The sequence below is a fragment of the Cruoricaptor ignavus genome (assembly GCF_900141665.1).
GTDB lineage: Bacteria > Bacteroidota > Bacteroidia > Flavobacteriales > Weeksellaceae > Cruoricaptor > Cruoricaptor ignavus.
On record NZ_FQYI01000003.1, the window covers coordinates 164,588 to 186,654 of the forward strand.

At 46.9% G+C, this 22,067-nt stretch carries 26 protein-coding genes and 1 pseudogene; 6 read left to right on the plus strand and 21 right to left on the minus strand.

What is annotated here, in order from left to right; all coding sequences use genetic code 11:
- Position 1: 1 nt before the first annotated feature.
- Positions 2–1,564: a serine hydrolase gene (locus tag BUB43_RS04920; RefSeq protein WP_073178878.1), complete on the plus strand. Its 1,563-nt coding sequence runs from the start codon at positions 2–4 to the stop codon at positions 1,562–1,564.
- Here the strand turns inward: BUB43_RS04920 and BUB43_RS04925 are convergent.
- Positions 1,561–2,040: a SixA phosphatase family protein gene (locus BUB43_RS04925; RefSeq protein ID WP_073178879.1), complete on the minus strand. Its 480-nt coding sequence runs from the start codon at positions 2,038–2,040 to the stop codon at positions 1,561–1,563. The genes BUB43_RS04920 and BUB43_RS04925 overlap by 4 nt on opposite strands.
- 75 nt (positions 2,041–2,115) lie before the next feature.
- Between BUB43_RS04925 and ruvX the strand changes: the two genes are divergently transcribed.
- From ruvX to mazG, 4 genes are read left to right on the plus strand one after another with little or no spacing between them, the layout of a single operon-like run.
- The gene (ruvX, locus tag BUB43_RS04930; protein ID WP_073178881.1) at positions 2,116–2,529 is read left to right on the plus strand and encodes a Holliday junction resolvase RuvX; all 414 of its coding nucleotides are present in this window, start codon (positions 2,116–2,118) and stop codon (positions 2,527–2,529) included.
- Positions 2,526–3,098, plus strand: a complete 573-nt coding sequence (gene def, locus BUB43_RS04935; protein ID WP_073178883.1) for a peptide deformylase — start codon at positions 2,526–2,528, stop codon at positions 3,096–3,098. Before ruvX ends, def begins: the two co-directional genes overlap by 4 nt.
- Before the next feature lie 26 nt (positions 3,099–3,124).
- Complete coding sequence (locus tag BUB43_RS04940) at positions 3,125–3,691, plus strand: DUF5606 family protein (protein WP_317615157.1); 567 nt, start codon at positions 3,125–3,127, stop codon at positions 3,689–3,691.
- A 44-nt stretch (positions 3,692–3,735) separates the two neighbouring features.
- Entirely contained in the window at positions 3,736–4,509 is a 774-nt protein-coding gene (mazG, locus tag BUB43_RS04945) for a nucleoside triphosphate pyrophosphohydrolase (RefSeq protein ID WP_073178885.1), read from the plus strand.
- A gap of 72 nt (positions 4,510–4,581) precedes the next feature.
- Here the strand turns inward: mazG and BUB43_RS04950 are convergent, their stop codons facing one another.
- From BUB43_RS04950 to BUB43_RS05035, 18 genes and pseudogenes are all read right to left on the minus strand, one after another.
- A complete protein-coding gene (locus BUB43_RS04950; protein ID WP_073178887.1) occupies positions 4,582–5,958 on the minus strand; it encodes an NADH-quinone oxidoreductase subunit N in 1,377 nt (458 codons plus the stop codon).
- 14 nt (positions 5,959–5,972) lie between these two features.
- A complete protein-coding gene (locus tag BUB43_RS04955; protein WP_073178889.1) occupies positions 5,973–7,484 on the minus strand; it encodes a complex I subunit 4 family protein in 1,512 nt (503 codons plus the stop codon).
- A complete protein-coding gene (nuoL, locus tag BUB43_RS04960) occupies positions 7,484–9,397 on the minus strand; it encodes an NADH-quinone oxidoreductase subunit L (protein ID WP_073178891.1) in 1,914 nt (637 codons plus the stop codon). The genes BUB43_RS04955 and nuoL overlap by 1 nt, the downstream gene beginning before the upstream one ends.
- A gap of 3 nt (positions 9,398–9,400) precedes the next feature.
- Positions 9,401–9,730, minus strand: coding sequence for an NADH-quinone oxidoreductase subunit NuoK (gene nuoK, locus BUB43_RS04965; RefSeq protein ID WP_073178893.1), 330 nt, complete (start codon positions 9,728–9,730; stop codon positions 9,401–9,403).
- Entirely contained in the window at positions 9,731–10,225 is a 495-nt protein-coding gene (locus BUB43_RS04970) for an NADH-quinone oxidoreductase subunit J family protein (RefSeq protein ID WP_073178895.1), read from the minus strand.
- Positions 10,225–10,779: a NuoI/complex I 23 kDa subunit family protein gene (locus BUB43_RS04975; RefSeq protein WP_073178897.1), complete on the minus strand. Its 555-nt coding sequence runs from the start codon at positions 10,777–10,779 to the stop codon at positions 10,225–10,227. The genes BUB43_RS04970 and BUB43_RS04975 overlap by 1 nt, the downstream gene beginning before the upstream one ends.
- A gap of 76 nt (positions 10,780–10,855) precedes the next feature.
- Positions 10,856–11,920, minus strand: a complete 1,065-nt coding sequence (gene nuoH / locus BUB43_RS04980; protein WP_073178899.1) for an NADH-quinone oxidoreductase subunit NuoH — start codon at positions 11,918–11,920, stop codon at positions 10,856–10,858.
- Positions 11,921–11,930: 10 nt separating this feature from the next.
- Complete coding sequence (locus BUB43_RS04985; protein WP_073178900.1) at positions 11,931–12,953, minus strand: NADH-quinone oxidoreductase subunit G; 1,023 nt, start codon at positions 12,951–12,953, stop codon at positions 11,931–11,933.
- 32 nt (positions 12,954–12,985) lie between these two features.
- Positions 12,986–14,344, minus strand: coding sequence for an NADH-quinone oxidoreductase subunit NuoF (gene nuoF, locus BUB43_RS04990; RefSeq protein WP_073178902.1), 1,359 nt, complete (start codon positions 14,342–14,344; stop codon positions 12,986–12,988).
- A gap of 7 nt (positions 14,345–14,351) precedes the next feature.
- Positions 14,352–14,611, minus strand: a pseudogene (locus tag BUB43_RS11565) (DUF4160 domain-containing protein).
- Entirely contained in the window at positions 14,595–14,858 is a 264-nt protein-coding gene (locus tag BUB43_RS05000) for a DUF2442 domain-containing protein (protein WP_073178904.1), read from the minus strand. The pseudogene BUB43_RS11565 and the gene BUB43_RS05000 overlap by 17 nt, the downstream one beginning before the upstream one ends.
- A 10-nt stretch (positions 14,859–14,868) precedes the next feature.
- A complete protein-coding gene (locus BUB43_RS05005; RefSeq protein ID WP_073178906.1) occupies positions 14,869–15,375 on the minus strand; it encodes an NADH-quinone oxidoreductase subunit NuoE family protein in 507 nt (168 codons plus the stop codon).
- A 48-nt stretch (positions 15,376–15,423) separates the two neighbouring features.
- Positions 15,424–16,647, minus strand: coding sequence for an NADH-quinone oxidoreductase subunit D (locus tag BUB43_RS05010; protein ID WP_073178908.1), 1,224 nt, complete (start codon positions 16,645–16,647; stop codon positions 15,424–15,426).
- Between the two features lie 12 nt (positions 16,648–16,659).
- On the minus strand, positions 16,660–17,154 hold the full coding sequence (locus BUB43_RS05015; protein WP_073178909.1) for an NADH-quinone oxidoreductase subunit C: 495 nt from the start codon (positions 17,152–17,154) through the stop codon (positions 16,660–16,662).
- A gap of 85 nt (positions 17,155–17,239) precedes the next feature.
- A complete protein-coding gene (locus BUB43_RS05020; RefSeq protein ID WP_073178911.1) occupies positions 17,240–17,797 on the minus strand; it encodes an NADH-quinone oxidoreductase subunit B in 558 nt (185 codons plus the stop codon).
- 9 nt (positions 17,798–17,806) lie between these two features.
- Positions 17,807–18,178, minus strand: a complete 372-nt coding sequence (locus BUB43_RS05025; protein WP_073178913.1) for an NADH-quinone oxidoreductase subunit A — start codon at positions 18,176–18,178, stop codon at positions 17,807–17,809.
- Positions 18,179–18,254: 76 nt separating this feature from the next.
- Positions 18,255–18,458, minus strand: a complete 204-nt coding sequence (locus BUB43_RS05030; protein ID WP_073178915.1) for a hypothetical protein — start codon at positions 18,456–18,458, stop codon at positions 18,255–18,257.
- Complete coding sequence (locus BUB43_RS05035; protein WP_073178917.1) at positions 18,455–19,603, minus strand: GNAT family N-acetyltransferase; 1,149 nt, start codon at positions 19,601–19,603, stop codon at positions 18,455–18,457. The genes BUB43_RS05030 and BUB43_RS05035 overlap by 4 nt, the downstream gene beginning before the upstream one ends.
- Before the next feature lie 103 nt (positions 19,604–19,706).
- Between BUB43_RS05035 and BUB43_RS05040 the strand changes: the two genes are divergently transcribed.
- The gene (locus tag BUB43_RS05040) at positions 19,707–20,390 is read left to right on the plus strand and encodes a zinc metallopeptidase (RefSeq protein WP_073178918.1); all 684 of its coding nucleotides are present in this window, start codon (positions 19,707–19,709) and stop codon (positions 20,388–20,390) included.
- Here BUB43_RS05040 and BUB43_RS05045 read toward each other — a convergent pair.
- Both BUB43_RS05045 and ribD read right to left on the minus strand, forming a co-directional pair.
- The gene (locus BUB43_RS05045; protein ID WP_073178920.1) at positions 20,387–20,992 is read right to left on the minus strand and encodes an IMPACT family protein; all 606 of its coding nucleotides are present in this window, start codon (positions 20,990–20,992) and stop codon (positions 20,387–20,389) included. The two genes, BUB43_RS05040 and BUB43_RS05045, sit on opposite strands and share 4 nt — an antisense overlap.
- Positions 20,989–22,008: a bifunctional diaminohydroxyphosphoribosylaminopyrimidine deaminase/5-amino-6-(5-phosphoribosylamino)uracil reductase RibD gene (ribD, locus tag BUB43_RS05050; RefSeq protein WP_260200465.1), complete on the minus strand. Its 1,020-nt coding sequence runs from the start codon at positions 22,006–22,008 to the stop codon at positions 20,989–20,991. Before ribD ends, BUB43_RS05045 begins: the two co-directional genes overlap by 4 nt.
- Positions 22,009–22,067 lie beyond the last annotated feature (59 nt).

Sequence of the window (22,067 nt, forward strand, 5' to 3'; positions counted from 1 at the left end):
AATGAAAATCCGTGCGGCTATAATCTCGCTTTTTGCTTTCGCAATTTCTTTCGCCCAAATCCCTGAGCATCAATTAGATGCGTTAATCCAAAACACGCTGAAAACCTTCGATGTCCCGGGAATTTCCGTGGGTATAGTGAAGGACGACAAGTTGATTTATGCCAAAGGTTTCGGAACGCGATCGCTGAAAAATCAGCAGCCGATGAACGAGCAAACGCTGGTGGGCATCGCTTCCAATTCCAAAGGCTTTACCTGTGTGGCGCTGGCAATGCTGGCGGACGAAGGCAAGCTGAGCTGGGATGATAAGGTGACGAAATTTATCCCGGAATTTAAAATGTACGACGATAGTGTGACGAACGAAATCACTGTGAAAGACCTGGTAACGCACCGCAGCGGCTTGGGATTAGGGCAGGGCGATTTGATGTTTTTTCCGGAAGGCGGCACGCTGAGCATTAGTGACATCATTCACAATGTTCGCTACCTGGAGCCGAAGGATTCCTTCCGTAACAAGCTGAATTACAATAACATAATGTACATTGTGGCTGGAGAAGTTGTCACGAGAATCAGCGGGAAAAGCTGGGCGGAATTCATTGAGGAGCGCATCTTGAAACCAGTAGGGATGAATGCAAGTTTCGGCAGCTACAATCGCGCGATTTCCAGCGGTGCGAAAAACATCATCGATGCTCATGCACCTGTGAACGGGAAGGCCATCGCTGTTCCGCACGATTGGAATGAGACGGCCAATGCAGCAGGCGGAATTATTTCCAACATTGATGATATGGCACTGTGGGCCAACTGCCTGATGAACGGCTTTACAACGAAAAGCGGTAAGAAGCTGGTTTCCGATAAGCAAATTCAGCAACTGTGGCAACTGCAGATGCCACAAACTGTGGCGCTGAAAAACCCTTACGATACGCATTTCTACGGCTATGGCTTGGGCTGGTTTCTTAGCGATGTGAAGGGTAAACTGCAGGTGCAGCATACGGGTGGACTGATTGGGACGGTGACGCAATTCACGCTATTGCCCGAATTAAAGCTGGGCATCATCGTTCTAACGAATCAGCAGCAGGGCCTGGCATTCAGCACGATAACGAACACGATAAAGGATTCTTACCTTGGAATTTCGGACAGAAACTGGCTAAAAACTTACGGCGAGCGTTACCAAAAAGCGAACGAGCGCTACGATAAAGAAAGAATTGAAGCCTACACGAAAGCTGCAGAATTCAGCAGGAAGAAATATGAGCAAGTGCCTGTAGATCAGATAGTTGGAGTTTACAATGATCAGTGGTTTGGTGATGTGGAGATTTTTGAGCAGAAGAAAAAATTTCGGCTGGAATGTAGAACTTCGCCAAGGCTGAAAGGCGATGTGCTGCCGTACTCTAAGGATACCTTCATCGTGAAATGGGACGACAGAAGTTACGATGCCGATGCCTACATTACCTTCACTTTTCAGGATGGCAGAGCGGTTTCCGCAAAAATGAAAGCGATATCTTCTGTTACCGATTTCAGTTTCGATTTTGAAGATTTAAATCTCAAGCGGAAAAAATCTGCGGAGAATAATTAAATATCCTTCGGCTTAAAGAAATTCACAAGTTTGCCCTCGGCTTCCTGGAAATTCCGCCAAGCATTGGTGTTGATTTCGTAAATGCCAACACCACAGGTCGGGAAATCCGGCGTGCTTTCATCGATAGATTTGCCAAATTCCGTAATGCCGTTGTTGTGCGAGAAAATTGCGATGGAATTGCAGGTAATTTTCAAATTGGCAATCGTGCTGATGATGTCCGTAAGAAGCGGCTCATACAAATCCACAACCTTTGTAACTTCCCGATTGCCAAAGGTTTCCGCAAAATAGCGGCAGGTCGTGGCGGCGCGTTTTGCAGGGCTCGTGAAGAAGCCCTCAATGTTGCAGCCGCTGTCCACCAGATGCTTGGCCATTTTCCGCGCTTCCTGGTGCCCGTTTTCAGAAAGAGGCCTATCGAAATCTTCTATGTTTTCCGGGTGCTCTGCTTCGGCGTGCCGGATGAGATAAATCGTCTTCATTGGTAAAAGATTTTAGCGAAAGCTTTGCAAAAGCATTCTTCGAGTAAAAATATAAATTTTGCGTAATTTTGCCAAATGCCACAAATCCTCGCTATCGATTATGGCGGAAAGCGCACAGGAATAGCTGCTACGGATGATCTGCAGCTTATTTCCAGCGGGCTTCCCACCGTGGAAACTTCGCAGCTTTTCAGCTTCTTGGAAAAGTATTTTTCTGAAAACGATGTGGAGAAAATAGTGGTGGGCTTGCCGAATGATTTGAAGGGCAATCTTTCCGAGATTGAGACTGAGATTCAGGCATTTATACAAAAATTTAGAGAGAAATTTCCGGCAGTAGAAGTGGATAGGCTCGATGAAAGATTTACATCAAAAATAGCCTCATACTACATCAGCCAGAGCGGAAAGAGAAGGAAACAGCGGCAGGATAAGGCCTTGATTGATAAGGTAAGCGCCACCATAATCCTGCAGAATTATTTAGAACAGAAGAAATGATTTTACCGATAAGAGCATTTGGTGACCCGATTTTGCGGAAGGAATGTGCGGAAGTTCCGCAGGATTATCCCGGCTTGCAGGAACTCATCGAAAATATGTTTGAGACGATGCACAATGCGAACGGCATCGGCATTGCGGCACCGCAGGTTGGGCTTGCGCTGCGGCTTTTCGTGGTGGATGTAAGGCTGTTGGCAGATGATGAAGATTTCAAGGATGTGGCCGATAAACTTCGGGATTTCAGGAAGGTCTTCATCAACCCTACCATTCTGGAACGCAGCGGTGAGCCGTGGAAATTTAACGAAGGTTGCCTATCCATACCGGAAGTTCGGGAGGATGTGCTGCGCGAAGAGACCGTGAAGATAGAATATTTTGACGAGAATTTCCAGAAGCATACCGAGGAATTTTCGGACATCAGGGCAAGGGTTGTGCAGCACGAATACGACCATATCGAGGGCATACTCTTCACGGATTATCTTTCTCCGCTGAAGAAAAAAATGGTGAAGGGCAAGCTTACAAAAATTGCGAACGGCGATGTGGATGTGAACTATAAAATGCGCTTCGCCAAATAATTAACTAAAATCTAAAGAAAACAGCAATGATGCAGTTAGAAAAAATTATATCCATTTCCGGAAAACCAGGGCTTTACAAGCTGGTTTCCCAACTGAAAACCGGCTTCATCATCGAAGATGTGAGCACGAAGAAGAAGATCAGAATCGGCAATTCAAGCCAGGTAAGTTTGCTGGATAATATCTCGATGTTCACGCTTGAGCAGGAAGTTCCGCTGTTCGAAGTCTTTGAAAACATCGCTAAAGATAATGATTATCAGGAAAGCATTCCGCACAAATCTTCCGACGAAGAACTGCGCGCCTTTATGCTGAAAGCGCTGCCCAACTACGATACTGAGCGCGTTTACATTTCGGACATTCGGAAACTTGCACAATGGTACAACATTCTGCACAAGGCTGGCTACATAACGCCGGAAAGCTTCGTGAGAGAAGATGCGGAAGTTGCTGAGCCTGAGAGCTTTACGGAAGCAGAACCTGAAATGCCAGAGCCAAAGAAGCCGAAAAAAGCGGCGAAGGAAACCGAGGAGAAACCGAAGGCGAAGAAAACTGCGAAGCCGAAGAAAATGGCAGACGAAACGGAAAGCGAAAATAAATAACTTCAACAAACCTTGTTTTGCGCAAGGTTTTTTATTTGAAAACAATGAACAGCAAGCAGAAAAAACTGGAAGCATTTTCCCGGCTTCTCGATATAATGGATGATTTGCGAGAAAAATGCCCGTGGGACAGGAAGCAAACGATGGAAAGCCTGCGGCATCTTACGCTTGAAGAAGCCTACGAACTTTCTGACGCCATCCTGGAAAATAATTTGCCAGAAATCAAAAAAGAATTGGGGGATGTAATGCTGCATTTGGTTTTCTATGCGAAGATTGCCTCAGAAGAAAAAGCGTTCGATATTGCCGATGTCATCAACGCGCTGAACGACAAGCTGATTTTCCGCCATCCTCATATTTACGGCGATGCAACGGCGGAAGATGAGGAAGCCGTGAAGCAGAACTGGGAAAAGCTGAAACTGAAAGAGGGCAACCGCTCTGTTTTGGCGGGCGTTTCCAAAGGTACGCCAAGCCTTGTGAAGGCCTACAGGATTCAGGATAAGGTGAAGGGCATTGGCTTTGATTTCCCGGACGAGCATTCCGCTTTGAAAAAGGTGGAAGAGGAATTTGCGGAATTTCAGTCGGAAAGCGCTGCGGATAAAAGGGAGGCGGAATTTGGCGATGTGCTTTTCTCGCTCATCAATTATGCGAGAATTACCGGCATTAATCCTGATACAGCCTTAGAGCGTACGAACCGGAAATTTATTTCGCGCTTCCAAAAAATGGAGCAAATAGCCGCGGAACGAAAACTGAACCTTACAGAAATGAACCTTCAGCAAATGGACGAACTTTGGGACGAAGCGAAGGGAATTTTGGAAGAGTAAATTGAGTAACACAAGCACAAAGAAAAACCGCCGCACTTTTTAGCACGGCGGTTATTTTTTAGGCAAGATATTTTACATCAAACCTTTTGCAAATAAATCTGGGCTGATGCCTAATGCGAAAAGTAGCAGGATGATGAAGGCCGCCACGATTTTATAGGTGATGCTCGCCGTTTCCGTTTTTTCAAAGGTATCGTCTTTGAAGAAAAACATCGACATTATCAAACGAAGATAGTACGCGATGGATATGGCGGAACCAAGCACCGCTACCAATACCATAAATGGCGCGGTTTTGATGGCCTGCGCAAAAAGGTTGAATTTCGCTACGAAGCCTGCAGTAATAGGGATGCCTGCCATCGAAAGTACGGAAACTGCGGCGCAAACTGCAAGCAGTGGCTCCGCTTTTACCAGGCCTTTGAAAGCGGAAAAAGATGTTTCGCGTTTCATTTTTTCCACATAAATCAGGGAGATGAAAACGCCGAGCGTTGCCAAGGAATATGCGAAGAGGTAAAATGCCAATGTGTGCACGGACTGATTGGTGAGCCCGAAGAAAACCAAGCCAAGATAGCCTGCGTGAGAAACCGATGAGTAGGCAAGCATCCTTTTGGCGTTGCTTTGCGCAAGGCCCATCACATTCGCAACGAACATTGTGATGATTACCAACACACCGATGATATTTATCCAAGATGGAAGCACGCCGGAAAACACGATCGTCATCAGACGGAAGAAACCATAGAACGCAGCAAGCTTCACAATGCTTGCCATAAATGCAGTGATGAGTGAAGGCGCACCCTGATAAACATCCGGGCTCCACATATGGAACGGCGCCAGCGAAACCTTGAATGCCATAGCGCAAAGCATCAGGATGGCACCGCTGATGAACATCATATTTTTTGGGTTTTCCACGCCGAAATTATGCAACTCATAAATATCGAAACTTAGCGCAGAGCCGTAAACCAGCGCAATTCCAAAGAGCAGAAATCCAGTGGCAAAAGCACCCATCAGAAAATATTTCATTGATGCTTCCACGGAACGGATGTCCGTTTTATTAGCACCAGCCATCACATACAGCGGAATTGAAAGAATCTCAATGCCAAGGAACAGCACCACCAGATTTTGGAAGGAGAACAGCAGGATGCCGCCGCACAATGCGAAAAGCATCAAGGCATAAAGTTCGCTCTGATGGCTGCGGTGACTGATGAATGCGAAACTTCCCAGGAAGAAAATCAGGATGGTGATGATAAGAGCGATACGGGTGAAAAGTGCAGCATTAGCACCAAAATCAAACATTGATTTAAACTGCGTGAAAAACTGATGCTCTGGTTGGAAGCTGAAGCCCAGCGCAATCAGAAGTCCGGCAATTCCCACATAACGCGCCAGCTTTCCCTGACCGAAAGTGCCGGTGAAAAGCGTTGCAATGGCTGTAAGGAAAACGATAATTAATACTGTCATCTCTAAAAATCAAATTAACTTGCCATCGAATGGAAGATGAATTCCAGCGAACTTCTTACCAATCCGATGATTGGCTGAGGGTAAATTCCGAACATCAGCGCGAAGCCTGCGATGCTTGCCAGCACGGCAAATTCCGAATCCGACAAATCATTCATCGTGGAAAGCTTCTGCTCATTACCTTTGCCGAACATTGTTTTCGCATAAAATCTCAGCAGGTAAACCGCCGCCAAAATGATGGTGAAACCGGCTAAAATGCCCAAAACGGTGTTGAAATCAAACACGGATTTTATCAGTAAAAATTCTCCGATGAAACCGTTAGTGAGCGGCACACCGAGCGAACCGAAAAGAACGATCATAAACAGTACTGCGAATTTCGGCATCACCGCTGCAGCACCGCCCATTTCGTTAATATTCCTCGTGCCGAACCTTTTCAGCAAAACATCTGCACAAAGGAAAAGCCCTACCACATTGAAGCCGTGCGCAAAAGCTATCACCATAGCACCTTCTGCACCTTCGCTGAAATACTGCGGATTTCCGGGCTGAGAAATTTTCAGGCAGAGCATTGCTGCGGCGAAAATTCCGGCAGTAATCAAACCGATGTGAGAAAGCGATGAGTAAGCGATGAGCCTTTTGGCATCATTCTGAACGATGGCGATGAGTGCGCCGTAAAGCACGGTGAACACCGCGAGAAGCAGCACAATGCCGCCGGAGGTTCCGCTGATTGCCGCAGGAATAATCGGCAAGAGATAACGGAAGAGCCCGTAAACTGCCATTTTCAGCATAATCCCAGAAAGCAGCATACTGCCCTGGGTTGGCGCCGAAGAATAGGTATCAGCTTGCCAGGTATGGAACGGGAAAATTGGAAGCTTCACGGCGAAAGCCAAGAAGATAAACCAGAATACCACATTCTGTTCGCCCACGGTCAGTGATGCATTATACAAATCGGTGAGTGCGAAAGATGCGGCGTTTGTGTAAACATAAATGAGCCCGGCAAGCATAAACAGCGAGCCAACGAAGGTGAACACGAAAAACTTCGTGGTAATGTGCAGTCGCTTTTCCGGCTCACCCCATAATCCTACGATGAACCAAATCGGGATGAGGGTGATTTCCCAGAAGATGTAGAACAGCAGGCCATCCAGCGAAGTGAATACGCCGAGCAAACCGAACTGCATCAGCAAAATTAATGCATAAAAACTTGACGGGTAGGCTTTACTTTCGTTGAATGATGAAAAAATTATCAGTGGCACCAGGATGTTGGTAAGCATCACCATCAGCATTGAAAGCCCATCCAAACCGAAATGGATGGAGCTCTTAATCCTGTCTGACCAAGGCCAGTTGATTTCGTGCTGCAGCACAGAATCCACGGTGGGTTTCGCATCGAAATCTATCAGTAGATAAAAGGTGAGAACCAGCTGCAGAAGCGCAATCAGGAAGGCTGCCCACTTGCTGAAATTCTTCGGGAGGAAGAACAGCAGGGCAGAGCCGATAAGCGGAAGCAGCAGCAGTGCAAGCAAATGATAAGACATCAGATTAGGGGGAAATTTACAATTAATATAATACCGATGGCCAGCGCCATAATCAGGATGTAGGTTTCGGTGTTGCCGTTCTGCAAGCGTTTCATAGCGTGCCCCGAATCTTCTGCGCCTGTACCGATGAATTCAACGGCAGGATCCAGGATGTCCTTATCGAACATTTTTCCTGCTCGGCCAAGGCCTTCCACGAATTTCACGAAAAGCACATTATAAATCTCATCGATGTAGAGCTTCCGTGCTGAAAGCCTTTCCCATCCTGTAAACTCGTTTTCTGCCAGAGGCATTCTGTCCAGAGATGAATATTTCTTCTTCATCCAAAGCCAAACGCCGAAGAACATCAGCACTGTGGCTGCCATTAGAATCATTTCTGTGTTAAAACTCAGGCTGCTAAGCAAGGCTTCCTGAGCATCCCAGGAACGCTGCGCCAAAACAGGCTGAAGCCAGCCGGCAAGCTTGGCATAATTGCCGTGACCAATGTAATGCGGAAGATTGATGAAGCCGCCCACTATGGAAAGCACAGCAAGGGCAATCAGCGGAATCGTCATATTCATCGGGCTTTCGTGCAGGTGCTGTTCCTGCTCTTTGGTTCCGCGGAAATTTCCGTGGAAAGTGAGGTAGTAAAGGCGGAACATATAGCAGGCTGTCATAGCAGCCACGATGAACAGCGTAGCCCAGATCCACGGTGCTTTAGCGAAGGCTGCTGCTAAAATCTCATCCTTGGATATCATCCCGGAAAGCAGCGGGAAGCCGGAAATTGCCAGCGTACCAATCAGGAAGGTAATATGCGTTACCGGAATTTTACTTTTCAGCCCGCCCATCAATCGCATATCCTGTTCACCGCTCATAGCGTGAATTACGGAGCCTGAGCCCAAGAACAGAAGTGCCTTGAAGAAAGCGTGCGTCATCAGGTGGAACATTGCTGTGGTGTAGGCACCGAGGCCCAGCGCCACGAACATAAAGCCCAGCTGAGAAACGGTAGAGTAGGCGAGGACTTTTTTAATATCATTCTGGCGAAGTGCCATGAAAGCTGCGATGGCCGCTGTAACTAGCCCTATGAATAGGATGCCTTCCTGAACTGTAGGCGTAAGTGTGTATAGGAAATTTGTGCGCACTACCAGGTAAATTCCGGCGGTAACCATCGTGGCAGCGTGGATGAGCGCGGAAACCGGTGTAGGCCCAGCCATTGCATCAGGCAGCCAGGTAAAGAGCGGGAATTGTGCAGATTTACCGATAGCACCGATAAAGAGGCTGGCACAAATGAAAATCAAAATAGGTGCATCCACATCGAAATTTGCGGAAGCGTTTCTCACCGTTAAATAATCAACCGCGCCAAACTGGTTGGCAATCAGGAAGATACCGATGAGCAAGCCAAGGTCGCCAATTCTGTTCATAATGAATGCCTTCCTTGCAGCCTTGCCGTAATCCCAGTTTTTGAACCAAAATCCGATGAGCAAATATGAGCATACGCCAACACCTTCCCAACCGATGAAAAGGATGAGATAATTGTTGCCCAGTACCAGCAAAAGCATCGAGAAAATGAAGAGATTAAGGTATGCGAAGAACCGCGAAAAACCAGGATCTTCCTTCATATATCCGATGGAGTAGAGATGAATAAGCGAGCCGATTCCTGTGATAATCAGCGCCATCATCAGCGAAAGCTGGTCAATCTGAAAACCGAAAGGCACGCTGATATTCCCTACCTTAAACCATTCAAAAGCGTTGATGATTATAGGCTGAGAACCGGCGGTAAAGCCGGAAAAAATTCCCAGTGCAATGCAGAACGGCGCAAACACCATCAGGCTTGCCAAAGCGCCAACAACATTCTTCGGCAACCTTTTCCCGAAAAGCCCGTTGAATACAAAGCCAAACAGCGGCAAAAGAATTATCGCGTAAATTAACTGTTCCATCCTTTAGCCTTTTAATCTGTTTAAAATACTGATATCCACCGACTTAGCGTTGCGATACATCATCGCAATAATGCCAAGCCCTACGGCAACTTCCGCCGCTGCTACCACCATTATGAAGAACACCAGAATTTGCCCAGCAGCATCACCATTGTATGCGGAAAACGCCGCCAGAAGCAGGTTTACGGAGTTTAGCATCAGTTCTACACAACCCAGGATGATGATGGCGTTTTTCCTAAGCAAAACACCCAAAACGCCGAGCGAAAACAGCACCGTGCTCAGCACGATAATGTATTCAATCGGGATGGTTTGTATGAATGTATTTCCGGTTTCCATTTACAAATCTCTTTTGCCGACAAGCACCGCGCCCACAATTCCCGCCAAAATCAGGATGGATGCAAACTCGAACGGCAGCACATATTCATTAAATAGTAATTTCCCAAGATTCTTCGTCAGCCCCACCGTAGTATCGGCAGAAGTTGCCACGGTATTTCCGCTCAAACCTTTGTAAGCGCCCAGCAATCCCAGAAACAGAATGCAGGTTGCGAAAACGCCGATAAATTTATTGGCATTATGTTTCTTTACATCATCTATCTTATTGAGGTTCAGCATCATAAGGATGTAGAGGAAGAGCACCATAATGGCACCGGCATACACGATGATTTGGATGATGAAGAGAAACTGCGCATTCAGCATCAGGTAAAAACCTGAAATCGAAAAGAAGGTGACAACCAGCGAAAGTATGGCATACAGCGGGTTTTTCGCCACCACGAAATATACCGCGCTCGCTAAAGTAATGGCTGCCAAAACGAAAAATACAATCTGATCCATTATTTCACAGCGTTTTTTTGGCGTTCAGTTTGCCGCGGCGTTATATCGATTCTGTTATTCACATCCTCCACCAGTTTGTCCTTGCCATAGATGAAAGATCCACGGTTGGATTCCACATTTACCAGCCTATCCGTCAGATAAATCGCTGATTTCGGGCAGGCTTCCTCGCACATTCCGCAGAAGATGCAGCGCAGCATATTGATTTCGTAAGTAATGGCGTACTTTTCTTCGCGGTATAGGTGCATTTCGTCCTTCGTTCTTTCGCCTGAGGTCATCGTAATGGCTTCGGCAGGGCAGGCCACGGCGCAAAGTCCGCAGGCTGTGCATCTTTCGCGGCCTTCTTCGTCGCGCTTCAGGATGTGCTGCCCACGCCAGATTTTCGCGCGGTGCCTTTTTTCTTCAGGGTAAGAAATTGTGGCAGGGCCTTTCACGATGGTTTTAATGGCGTGCTTCATGGTGATGCCCATACCTTTGAATACGGCAGGCAGGTACACGCTTTCAGCCAGCGTCATTTTCTTATTCGAAGCAACTTTAGAGCGGTTCGTCAGTTTCATTTCTTAGCTTAATTACTTCCTTTTCAGGAAATCAGTTCAGCAATTTAATTAATTATCAATCTACACCTATCGTTCATCATCTGTGGATCAGCAGCATTACCACGGCTGTTATCAGAAGGTTCACGAGAGATAGCGGTATGAATTTCTTCCAGCCAAGGTGCATCAGTTGGTCATATCTGAATCGCGGCAAAGTCCAGCGGATCCACATAAAAATCAAAATTCCTATTACCACCTTGGTGAACATTGCCAGGATGGAAAGCACGCCTGCCCAGTTTTCGCCCCAGTTTTCCGTCACCCAGTCAATCCCCGGATATTGATAACCACCGAAGAAAAGGCAAGTGATGAATGCGCTTGAAATAAATAGGTTCACATACTCGCCGAACATATACAGCCCCAGCTTCATCGATGAATATTCCGTGTGATAGCCGTTCACCAGCTCGTTTTCGCATTCCGCCAAATCGAAAGGTGCACGGTTGGTTTCCGCCAAAGCCGTTACGAAAAAGATGATGAAGGCTAAAGGCTGATAAAAGATATTCCAGTTCATTCCGGAAACTTCCGGCAGGATGCCCCATATTTTCCCGGTGCCCTGCTGTGCCACGATTTCGCTGAGATTAAGGCTGCCGCTCATCAGGATGATGCATAGCAGGCAAAGCCCCATTGCTAATTCGTAGGAAATCATCTGCGAACTTGCACGGATGGCACCAATCAGGGAATATTTATTATTGGATGCCCAGCCACCGAGCAATATGCCGTAAACGCCGATGGACAGCATCCCGATGAGGTAAAGCACGCCGACATCTATATCTGCAATTTGCAGTGCGAAACTTTCGCCGCCGATGTTTAGAGATTTCCCCCAGGGTATTACAGCGCCGGTAATCAGCGAGATGAACATCACTAATGATGGCCCCAGCACAAAGAGGAACTTATCAGCATTGGCAGGTGTGAAATCTTCTTTGAAGAAAAATTTTCCGCCGTCTGCTAAAGGCTGCAGCAAACCGAATGGCCCCGTTCTGTTCGGCCCGATTCTGTCTTGCATCACGGCAGCCACTTTCCGTTCCCCCCAGGTTGAATAGGCCGCCACAAGCAGCGAAACCAGGAAGAGAATTAATATCAGGATAACTTTAAAAGTTAATACGCTCATTTTCAGTTAATTATTCCAAAATTTTTTCGCCGTGCTGATTATCGTCCGAAGCGCTGATTTCCTTCGCATCGCGGTTATCAATTTGGCGGAAATAATCCTTCGGTTTTTCGTAATGATTCAGTGAAATCACAGAATGCCTGTCAATATGTCTCGGGCCTTCAATTGTCCAAAGCTTCGGGTCCTTCTTCTCGAATCGGCATTCATTGCAGATGAAATCTTCCACTTCATCATACTGATTTTTCCGCGCCGTAACCCGGATAATCTCATCATCCTTCATCCAGAGCACCGCCTTGCCAGAGCATTTATCGCAATTGCAGTGGGCATCCATCGGCTTGGTGAACCATACCCTGCTTGCAAACCTTGAAGTTTTGTCGGTGAGTGCACCTACAGGGCACACATCAATCACATTGCCGATAAAATCGTTGGTAAGCGCTTTGTTGAGATAAGTTGAAATTTCGGCGTGGTCTCCGCGGAAAAGTATGCCGTGCTCCCTTTCTTCCGTCAGTTGATTAGCCGTCAGAACGCATCTTGCACAAAGAATGCAGCGGTTCATATGCAGCTTGATGTACGGCCCGATGTCTTCTGGCTCAAAAGTCCGCCGCTCGAATTCTGTTCTCGTATTTTCTACGCCGTGCTGATAGCCTAAATCTTGAAGATGGCATTCGCCGGCCTGGTCACAAATCGGGCAATCCAAAGGGTGGTTCAGAAGAAGGAATTCCGTCACCGCCTTTCTTCCAGTCTGCGCTTTTTCGGAAGTCAGGTTTTTCACTTCCATTCCGTCCATCACCGCTGTTCTGCAGCTTGCCACTAGTTTTGGCATCGGCCTTGGGTCTGCCTCGGAGCCTTTGGAAACTTCCACCAGGCAAGTTCTGCACCTGCCGCCGCTTGTTTCCAGCGGTTTGTAGTAGCACATTGCAGGCGGTACGGATTTCCCGCCGATTTTCCGCGCGGCTTCCAGAATTGTGGTGCCGGCATCTACCTCGGTGGTTTGTCCGTCTATCGTGATTTTAAATTTTTTTACTTCTTCGCTCATATTTTCTTTGCCAAAATCAGGCGCAGATTTTATTATACTTTTGCGGCAACTGCCGATATAGGATCCGCATACCCTGCCAATCCGTAATTTTGCGTGCGGCAAAGTTCGGGATTTAAAATATGCCATTCAAATTCATCGCGGAAATGCCGTATCGCTGCAGCTACAGGCCAAGCTGCGGCATCGCCCAGCGGACAAATGGTGTTGCCCTCAATCTTGCTTTGGATGTCCCACAGCAAATCGATGTCTTGCATAGTGCCTTGTCCGTTCTCGATTTTTTGCAAGATGCGGTACATCCATCCTGTTCCTTCGCGGCAAGGTGTGCACTGCCCGCAGGATTCGTGGTTGTAAAACCTCGCCAAACTCATCGTGTGCTTTACCACGCATTGATCTTCGTCCAGAACTTCAAAGCCTCCAGAACCCATCATTGTTCCCGTTGCAAAGCCTCCATCTGCCAAGGATTCGTAATTCATCAACCTAGGTTCGCCGTTCATTGTTTTCAGCAGAAGATTGGCCGGAAGAATAGGCACGGAAGAACCGCCGGGAATGCAGGCCTTCAACCTCTTACCATTTGGAATGCCGCCACAATATTCGTCAGAATAAATGAATTCTTCCACGGAAATCGTCATATCGATTTCGTAAACACCCGGCTTGTTGATGTTTCCGCAGGCAGAAATCAGTTTGGTTCCGGTAGATTTTCCCACACCGATTTTCGCATATTCCTCTCCACCAAGCTCGATGATTGGGACAATGGCAGCGATGGTTTCTACATTATTTACAACCGTTGGCCTTTCCCAAAGCCCTTTTACAGCGGGGAATGGCGGTTTCAGCCGTGGATTTCCGCGCTTGCCTTCCAGAGATTCCAGAAGGGCCGTTTCTTCTCCGCAGATGTAGGCTCCGGCACCGCGCTGCACGAAGATTTCCAAATCGAAGCCGGTGCCCAGGATGTTTTTACCTAAAAATCCGTTTGCTTTTGCTTCCTCGATTGCCTGCTCTAGAATATCGGGAATCCAGGAATATTCACCTCTGATATAGATGAAGGAAAGATTGGCGCCGAGCGCAAAGGACGAGATGATCATTCCCTCAATCAAAAGGTGCGGAATGTACTCCATCAGGTACCGGTCTTTGAAGGTTCCTGGTTCGGATTCATCTGCATTTACCACAAGGTGTCGTGGCACGCCTTCAGGTTTTGCAAGGAAGCTCCACTTCATTCCGGTAGGGAATCCTGCACCGCCCCGCCCACGAAGTCCGGAAGTTTTCACCTGTTCCACAAGTTCTTCCGGCGTCATTCTCAGTGCCTTCTCTACGGCAGCGTAGCCTCCGTTTTTTCGGTAAGCTTCGAAAAACCGAATGCCTTCGATGTGTGCGTTTTTAAGTAAAAGTTTCCTGCTCATTGTTATTTCAGCGGCTCAATTTTTTCAAACGAAGCCGGATTGTTTCATTTAAGTTGTTCCAATTTTTAAGCAAATCTTCCCTGTGGATTGCGGCCCACTCCATTACCATTGATAAAGCTTTGGGTGGGAATTTTCCTTTTATTACTGCAAAGTTTCAATTCCAATCATTATTTCATACTCCTCGTACCTTGCGTGGAAATGTGGCGGATTATGGTCCTGCAAATACATATAGATTACAATCCCATAAAATCTACTGATTTCCGGCATATTCAAAAAAGTTTTTTCCTATGATTTTCAAATACATTGCATCGGCATCCATCTCACAGTTTTCATTCCAGCTGATGATATTGCGGTCGACTGAAAACTTTTCAAAATCATTATTCCAAACACTGAAAAATCCACATCTCGGAATTTCGGACAAATCCACTTTTCCCTGAACGCCGTCATCGAAACTTAATTCTAGTACAAAGTTTCCAACTGGTTTTGCAGATTTTAAATTTGGAATCTCTCTCATAATTATTTCATCAGCCCAAATCTATCGCTCCCTCTCTGCACAGCTGCAGGATTTCGTCCACTTTTTCAGTTGTTAAATTCTCGTGGTAGAATTTCCCAAGCTGCATCATAGGTGCATAGCCACAAGCACCGAGGCATTCCGCAGGCTTCAGCGTGAACATTCCGTCTGCCGTAGTTTCACCGTCATTGATGTTCAGCACCGCTTTTATATGCTCTAAAATCTTATCGCTTCCGCGCACCATACAAGGCCCTGTTCTGCACACTTCCAGCACATACTTTCCCACAGGCTTCATATTGAACATGGTGTAGAAAGTCGCCACTTCATAAACTTCAATCGGCTTAATCTGCAGTAAATCAGCCACATAATCCATCACGGGAACATCCAGCCAGCCGCCAAATTCCTTCTGCGCAATATGCAGCAAGGGAATCAGCGCCGATTTCTGCCGCCCTTCAGGATAGCGTCCTATGATTTTCTCGACCTGCTCTAAAACTTCCGGTCTGAAAGCTATTTCATTCATTTACAATCAATTAAGAATAGTTAACTCTTAATTTTAATTTTTAAAACTTTACGCATCCAGCTCACCTGCAATTACATTTAGCGAGCTCAGCGTTACGATGGCATCCGAAATCTGCGCACCGGTAATCATCTCAGGATAAGCCTGGTAATAGATGAAGCAAGGCCTGCGAAAATGCAGCCTGTACGGGCTTCTGCCGCCATCGCTCACCAAATAGAAGCCAAGCTCTCCGTTTCCTCCTTCTACGCAATTATAAACTTCGCCGCGTGGAATTTCCGTCTCACCCATCACGATTTTGAAGTGGTAAATCAGCGCTTCCATTTTAGTGTAAACATCCGCTTTTTCCGGCAGATAAAAATCTGGAACATCAGCGTGGAAGGGCCCTTCCGGAAGATTTTCGTATGCGTTCTTCACAAGCCTGATGCTCTCCCAAATTTCCTGCTGGCGCACCATAAATCTGTCATAAGTATCGCCGGAAGTTCCTACTGGAATTGCGAAATCAAAATCGTCGTAGGATGAGTACGGCGCAGCGTAGCGCACATCATAATCCACACCGGTTGCCCGAAGGTTTGGCCCTGTAAAGCCGTAGCTAAGGGCTCTTTCCGCAGAAATGCTGCCGGCGTTTATCGTTCTGTCCATAAAGATTCGGTTGCGCTCCAGCAAATTGCTGAATTCCTGGAATCTTTTCGGGAAGCCGTCCAAAAATGCACGCAGCATCTCGTGGAAGCGTGGCGTAAAATCGCGCTCAAAACCACCGATTCTGCCCATATTGGTCGTCATTCGGTAGCCGCACATTTCTTCGTACATTTCGTAGATGCGCTCACGATCTTGGAAAACATGGGTAAAGCCAGTCAAAGCGCCGGTATCCACACCGGTTACCGAATTGCAAACCAGGTGGTCGGCAATTCTCGCCAGCTCCATCATTATGATACGCATATAATCCACACGCTTCGGAACTTCGATGCCTGCCAGCTTTTCTACGGTGAGATGCCAGCCGATGTTGTTAATCGGTGCTGAGCAATAATTCATCCGGTCAGTCAGCGTGGTAATTTGCGCAAAATTTCTCCGCTCGGCAATTTTCTCGAAAGCCCTGTGAATGTAGCCTACAGTCTGTTCAGAATGCAGGATTCTCTCACCATCCATCGTAAGGATGTTCTGGAAAATCCCGTGCGTTGCAGGGTGCGTAGGCCCAAGGTTCAGCGTATAAAGCTGCCCGTCGATCTGCTCCTGTGCATCGTACGAGTTCAAAAGGTTTGAAAGTGCGTTGTCCTTCATTGCTTTACGGCTTTATCTGCCGAACATTTTATCGTCTTTATCCGTTCTTGTGCCATCTTCCAAGCGGTATTGCTTCAGCATTGGGTGATAGCCCATTTCAGGATCGTTTAAAATAATTCTCAAATCGGGATGTCCTTTAAACTTTATGCCGTAGAAATCGTAAGTTTCTCGCTCCATCCAGTTGGCCCCTGCAAACAAATCTGTCAGCGAATCGATTTCCGCATCATCCTTCGGCATGTAGGCCTTTATGCGCAGCCTGGTGTTCTCCGGCATATTGTGGAGGTGATAAATCACGCCCAGTTCCTTTTCCGGATTTTCCGGGAAATGAATTCCTGTAACATCCGTAAGAAAATGGAAATTCAGCGATGAATCTTTCAGATGATGGATGATTTTCTTCGCATCGTTTTTACGCACTTCTACCGTCAGCATCCCGTAAGGTTCAGAGTGCTTCACGATGCTTTCTGGGAATTCCCTTTTCAGCGCTTCTAAAACAAAATCATTCGTCATACTGTAGATTCAAGATACAAGAATCGAGAGCAAGGATTTATTTTTCATACTCTCACATTCTTTAATTATCGCTTATCACTTATCATCAATTAATACCGTAGCTTTCCAGCAAAGCCTTATATTCCGGTGAATTTCTTCTCCTCAGGCTTTCGTTCTGTGCTAATTTCTGCACCTCCATTATCCCGTCCAAAATCTGCTCTGGCCTTGGCGGGCAGCCCGGCACATACACATCCACCGGCATTATCTTATCCACGCCCTGCAGAACGGAGTAGGTGTCGAAAATTCCGCCGCTGCAGGCGCAGGCTCCCACGGCTATTACCCATTTTGGCTCCGCCATTTGTGTATAAACTTCCTTCAGTACCGGTGCTAATTTTTTGGCGATGGTTCCGCAAATCAAGATTACATCGGCCTGCCTTGGTGAAAAACTCATTCTTTCGCTGCCAAATCTCGCCAAATCATAATGTGGCGACATAGTGCCCATAAACTCAATGCCGCAGCACGATGTAGCGAATGGCAGCGGCCAAAGGGAATAAGAGCGCGCCAAGCCGATAAGGTCGGAAAGTTTCGTGGCAAAGAAGCCTTCACCTTCATATCCTGCCGGCGGTGCAACGTTGGTATTTATTACGGGTTTATTCTCTTGCATTTTAGTTGTTTACTTATCCCAGTCTAAAGCGCCACGTTTCAGCACATAAATGAAACCTACAAAAAACACGCCTACGAATGCTAAAATTGCAGCGAAGCCTTCCCAGCCGAAGTCCAGGAAATTCACAGCGTAAGGATAGAAGAATACGATTTCAATATCGAACAGCACGAAAAGCACTGCCGTGAGGAAATATTTGATGGAATACGGCGTTCTTGCGTTGCCTTCCTGCTCGATGCCGCACTCAAAGTTTTTGTTTTTTTCCACCGCGCTCTTGCGCTGCCTTGCGCCAAGGTATTTTGCGCCAAGCAAAGACATCAGCACGAAGCCTACGGAAACCGCAGCCATTATCAAAATCGGGATGTAGTCTGTAGGCAGATTCATAGGATTCAAAAATTCAGCAAACAAAGTTAGAGAAAATCATAGGGACATTCAGAGTAGGGTTTTTAATTTAGAAGCATTATAATTTATCATCTTTACTGGTGTTCTTCATTTTTTTTAAAAATAATATGGCGATAACTGCCAGATAAGCCAAAAGTATGCTGCCAAACAAAATGATGACTGCGGTATTCGTACGCTCGTCATCAGTGGGCGGGAAGAGATTGAGTAAGAAGTAAGCGAGGATCAGCGCGCCGTAGATGTAAAGATGCTTGTTAAAATTCATACGCTCCAGTTAGTAATGTCCATCCCGTAGGTTCTTCGCCGTTTATGATTTATAGGGTTATAATCCTGCCACAGAAGCTGTATGCTTTTATTTTCCTCCAGCTCGGGGTTTGTTTCAAGAAACTTTACGCCTTTTCTTCGGAAGGTTTCATAAATTTCTTTGAAAATTATTGCTGTTACGCCCCTGCGCTGGTACTCCGGATGTATGCCGATGAGGTAAAAATTCGCCCGGTCGTTCCTGCGGCTGGCTTCCAGAAGATGCATCCAGCCAAAAGGGTAGAGGCGGCCACCCGCTCTCCGCAGTGCCTCGGAGTAGCTGGGCATCGTGATAGCGAAGGAGATCAGGCGGTCTTCCGGATCGGCGATGCAGATCACGAAGTCTTTATTGATGAATGAAAAATACTGTTCCTTGTAGGTTTCCATCTGCTCGCTTGTCAGCGGGGTATAGGTGGAGAGGTTTCTGTAAGTTTCATCCAGCAGGCGAAACATCGGCTCCACCAGCGGCAGCAATTCCTCCTTTTTCTTGAATTTTAAAACCCGGAGGCCGTACTTTTCCTTGATCAGTTCGCTGAATTTCGTGATTTTATCGGGCAGGACTTCGGGGAATTCAATTTCGTACTCCACCCATTCTTTCTCCTTTTCCAGCCCAAGGTTCTCGAGATGCCGCGGATAATACTCAAAATTGTATAGCCCGATCATCGTTGCGAGGCGGTCGAAACCCATGGTCAGCATCCCCGCTTTGTCCAGGTTGGTAAAGCCCATCGGACCTTCTATTTTTATAATCCCATTTTCTTCCGCAAAATCCACAGCTTTCTGAATCAAAGCGCGCGAAACTTCTTGGTCATCAACGAAATCCAGCCATCCGAAGCGCACCTTCTTTATCCCAAGCTCCCTGGCCTCCTTATGGTTGATGATCACAGCGATTCTCCCGACCACGCTGCCCCCCCTTATCGCAATATACAGCCTGGCATCCGAGTAGGCGAGGGCAGGGTTTTTCCTCGGGTTCAGGATTTCCATTTCATCACCTATGATGGGCGGCACAAAATAAGGATTATCACGGTAAAGCTCTATCGGGAAGCGGACGAACTTCCTTAAGTCCACCCGTGTTTTTACCTCGATAATTTGTAGATTTTCCGCTGTGCTCATCAGGGGCAAAGATACGGTTTACGCAGAAAACTTCCTGCCGTAGTTTTAAAGCGTTTGGCACACTTTTTAGTAAGGATTTAAACATACATTTATAAAAGTTTAAATGAGCTACTATTTACTTTTTGGAATCATCTTTCTGGCGTCTCTGGCTGTGCAGACGATGCTGAAGTCAAAATTTAAACGCTATTCCGAACTTCACCTCCGCAACGGGATGTCCGGAAAGGAGGTGGCAGAGAAAATGCTGCGCGACCACGGAATCCACGATGTGCAGGTAGTGTCGGTACCCGGGCAGTTGACGGATCATTACAATCCTCTCAATAAAACCGTGAATCTTTCCGAAGGGGTCTATATGCAGCGGAATGCCGCCGCCGCCGCCGTAGCCGCTCACGAATGCGGGCACGCCGTACAGCACGCCGTAGGCTACTCAATGCTGAAGCTGCGCTCTGCGCTAGTACCAATTGTCAACATATCGTCTTATCTTCTGCAGTTTGTCTTAATGGCGGGCATTTTTGTGATGGCTTCCTATGGAAATCCTACACTCTTCACTCTAGGAATTATACTCTTTGCAGTCACTACCGCTTTCGCATTCGTAACCTTGCCGGTAGAGTACGACGCGAGTAACAGGGCGCTGGCGTGGCTACAGAACACCGGTACGGTAACCCCGGACGAGTATGCCGGCGCGAAGGATGCGCTGAAGTGGGCGGCAAGAACTTATGTAGTAGCGGCACTCGGTTCGCTGGCGCAGCTGCTGTATTTCATTTCAATGCTTAATGGCAGAAGGGATTAAAAGAATTCAAACTCAATAGCCAATTCCGAAAGTTTTTGTGTAAATTCTTCCCTATATCTGGCTTTTATTTTCGCATAAATTTCACCCTGTTCTTCAGCGGTGAAATTTTTTATTTCAGCAGAAAATTTATTCAGCAGCGTGAAAACCACATGCTGCTTTTCCAATGGGAATTTAGTTAATAGTTTGATTTCCAGCTCCTTGGTGATGATCTCCGTTTCGTCCAAAGTCATCTTCGCAGATTCTTTATACGCCTTTATTAGCCCAGATACGCCCAGCTTGGTACCGCCATAGTAGCGCACCACGACCAGTAGAAGATCGGTAATTCCGTGAGACAAAATCTGGTTGTAGATTGGCAGGCCGGCACTTCCTGAAGGCTCCCCGTCGTCATTAGTCCTATAGATTTCTCCCGCAATGCCCAGCCGGTAGGCATAGCAATGGTGCGTGGCTTTCGGATGAAGGGCGCGGACCTCATCAAGAGCATTCTTCACCTCAGTTTCATCAGATACCGGTGTTGCGAAGCCTATGAATTTGCTACCCTTTTCTTTGAAAGTAATATCCTTTACAGGGCTCGCTATCGTCTGAAATTCAAAAATTTCGTTCATTTATTCCGGTAGAATTCTACAGTATTATTTCCGAAGATTTCAGTCTTTAGCGGGCTAAAAGGAAAATCCGGAGCGGGTGTACCTGAGTGCAGGTGCAAATCCGGCCGTTTAATATTAACGGCTTCATCCCATAAGTTTCGTCTAATGAAATTTCCCAGGATATGCCCCCCACCTTCTACCATAACAGACTGAATTTCATTGTTATACAGTTCTTCAATAATCTCGTCCAAATTCAAGCTTTCAGTTTTAATAAACCTAACGCTGCCGCGCTCATCGTTTTTAACGGAGTTGAACACCAAAGTCGGCGCCTCATCATTGAAAACTTTGAAATTTTCCGCGACAGCAAGTTTGGAATCCAGTAAAATTCTCACGGGATTTCTGCCAGCAACTTCGCGCACCGTTAGGCTGGGGTTGTCATTTATAGCAGTATTTTTCCCAACGAGGATGGCCTGTTCCTCGGCGCGCATCCTATGCACCATCTGCCTCGTAAAGGCATTCCCAATCTGGTACGGCTGGTGGTTTTGGTCAATAAATCCGTCACTGCTTTGTGCCCACTTCAGCACTATGTACGGTCGCTTTTTTTGATGATAAGTAAAGAACCGCCGGTTGAGTTCGCGGCATTCTTCTTCCAGGATCCCCTGTGTCACGCTGATGCCGGCTGCCCGCAGAATTTCGATGCCCTTTCCTGCCACCTTTTCATTTGGATCTGTACAGCCGATGATGACCCGTTTGAATTTTATTTCGGCAAGTCTCAGCGCGCAGGGTGGGGTGCGGCCAAAATGCGCGCAGGGCTCCAGCGAAACGAAAATTTCCGACTCCTCCAGCACGCTTTTGTCTTCCACGGAATTTATCGCGTTGATTTCCGCGTGCGCTTTGCCGGCGCGCTCGTGGTAGCCCTCTCCGATGATCTTCCCTTTGTAGACTACTATGCTGCCCACCATAGGGTTCGGGTAGGTGCTGCCCTCTGCTAGCCTGGCAAGCTGTATGCACCTTCGCATTAAATCTTTGTCTTCCACAATTGATTTGCTAAAAAAAATGTCAGAGGGTTGCGCCGCTCTGACCAGAATTTAGATTA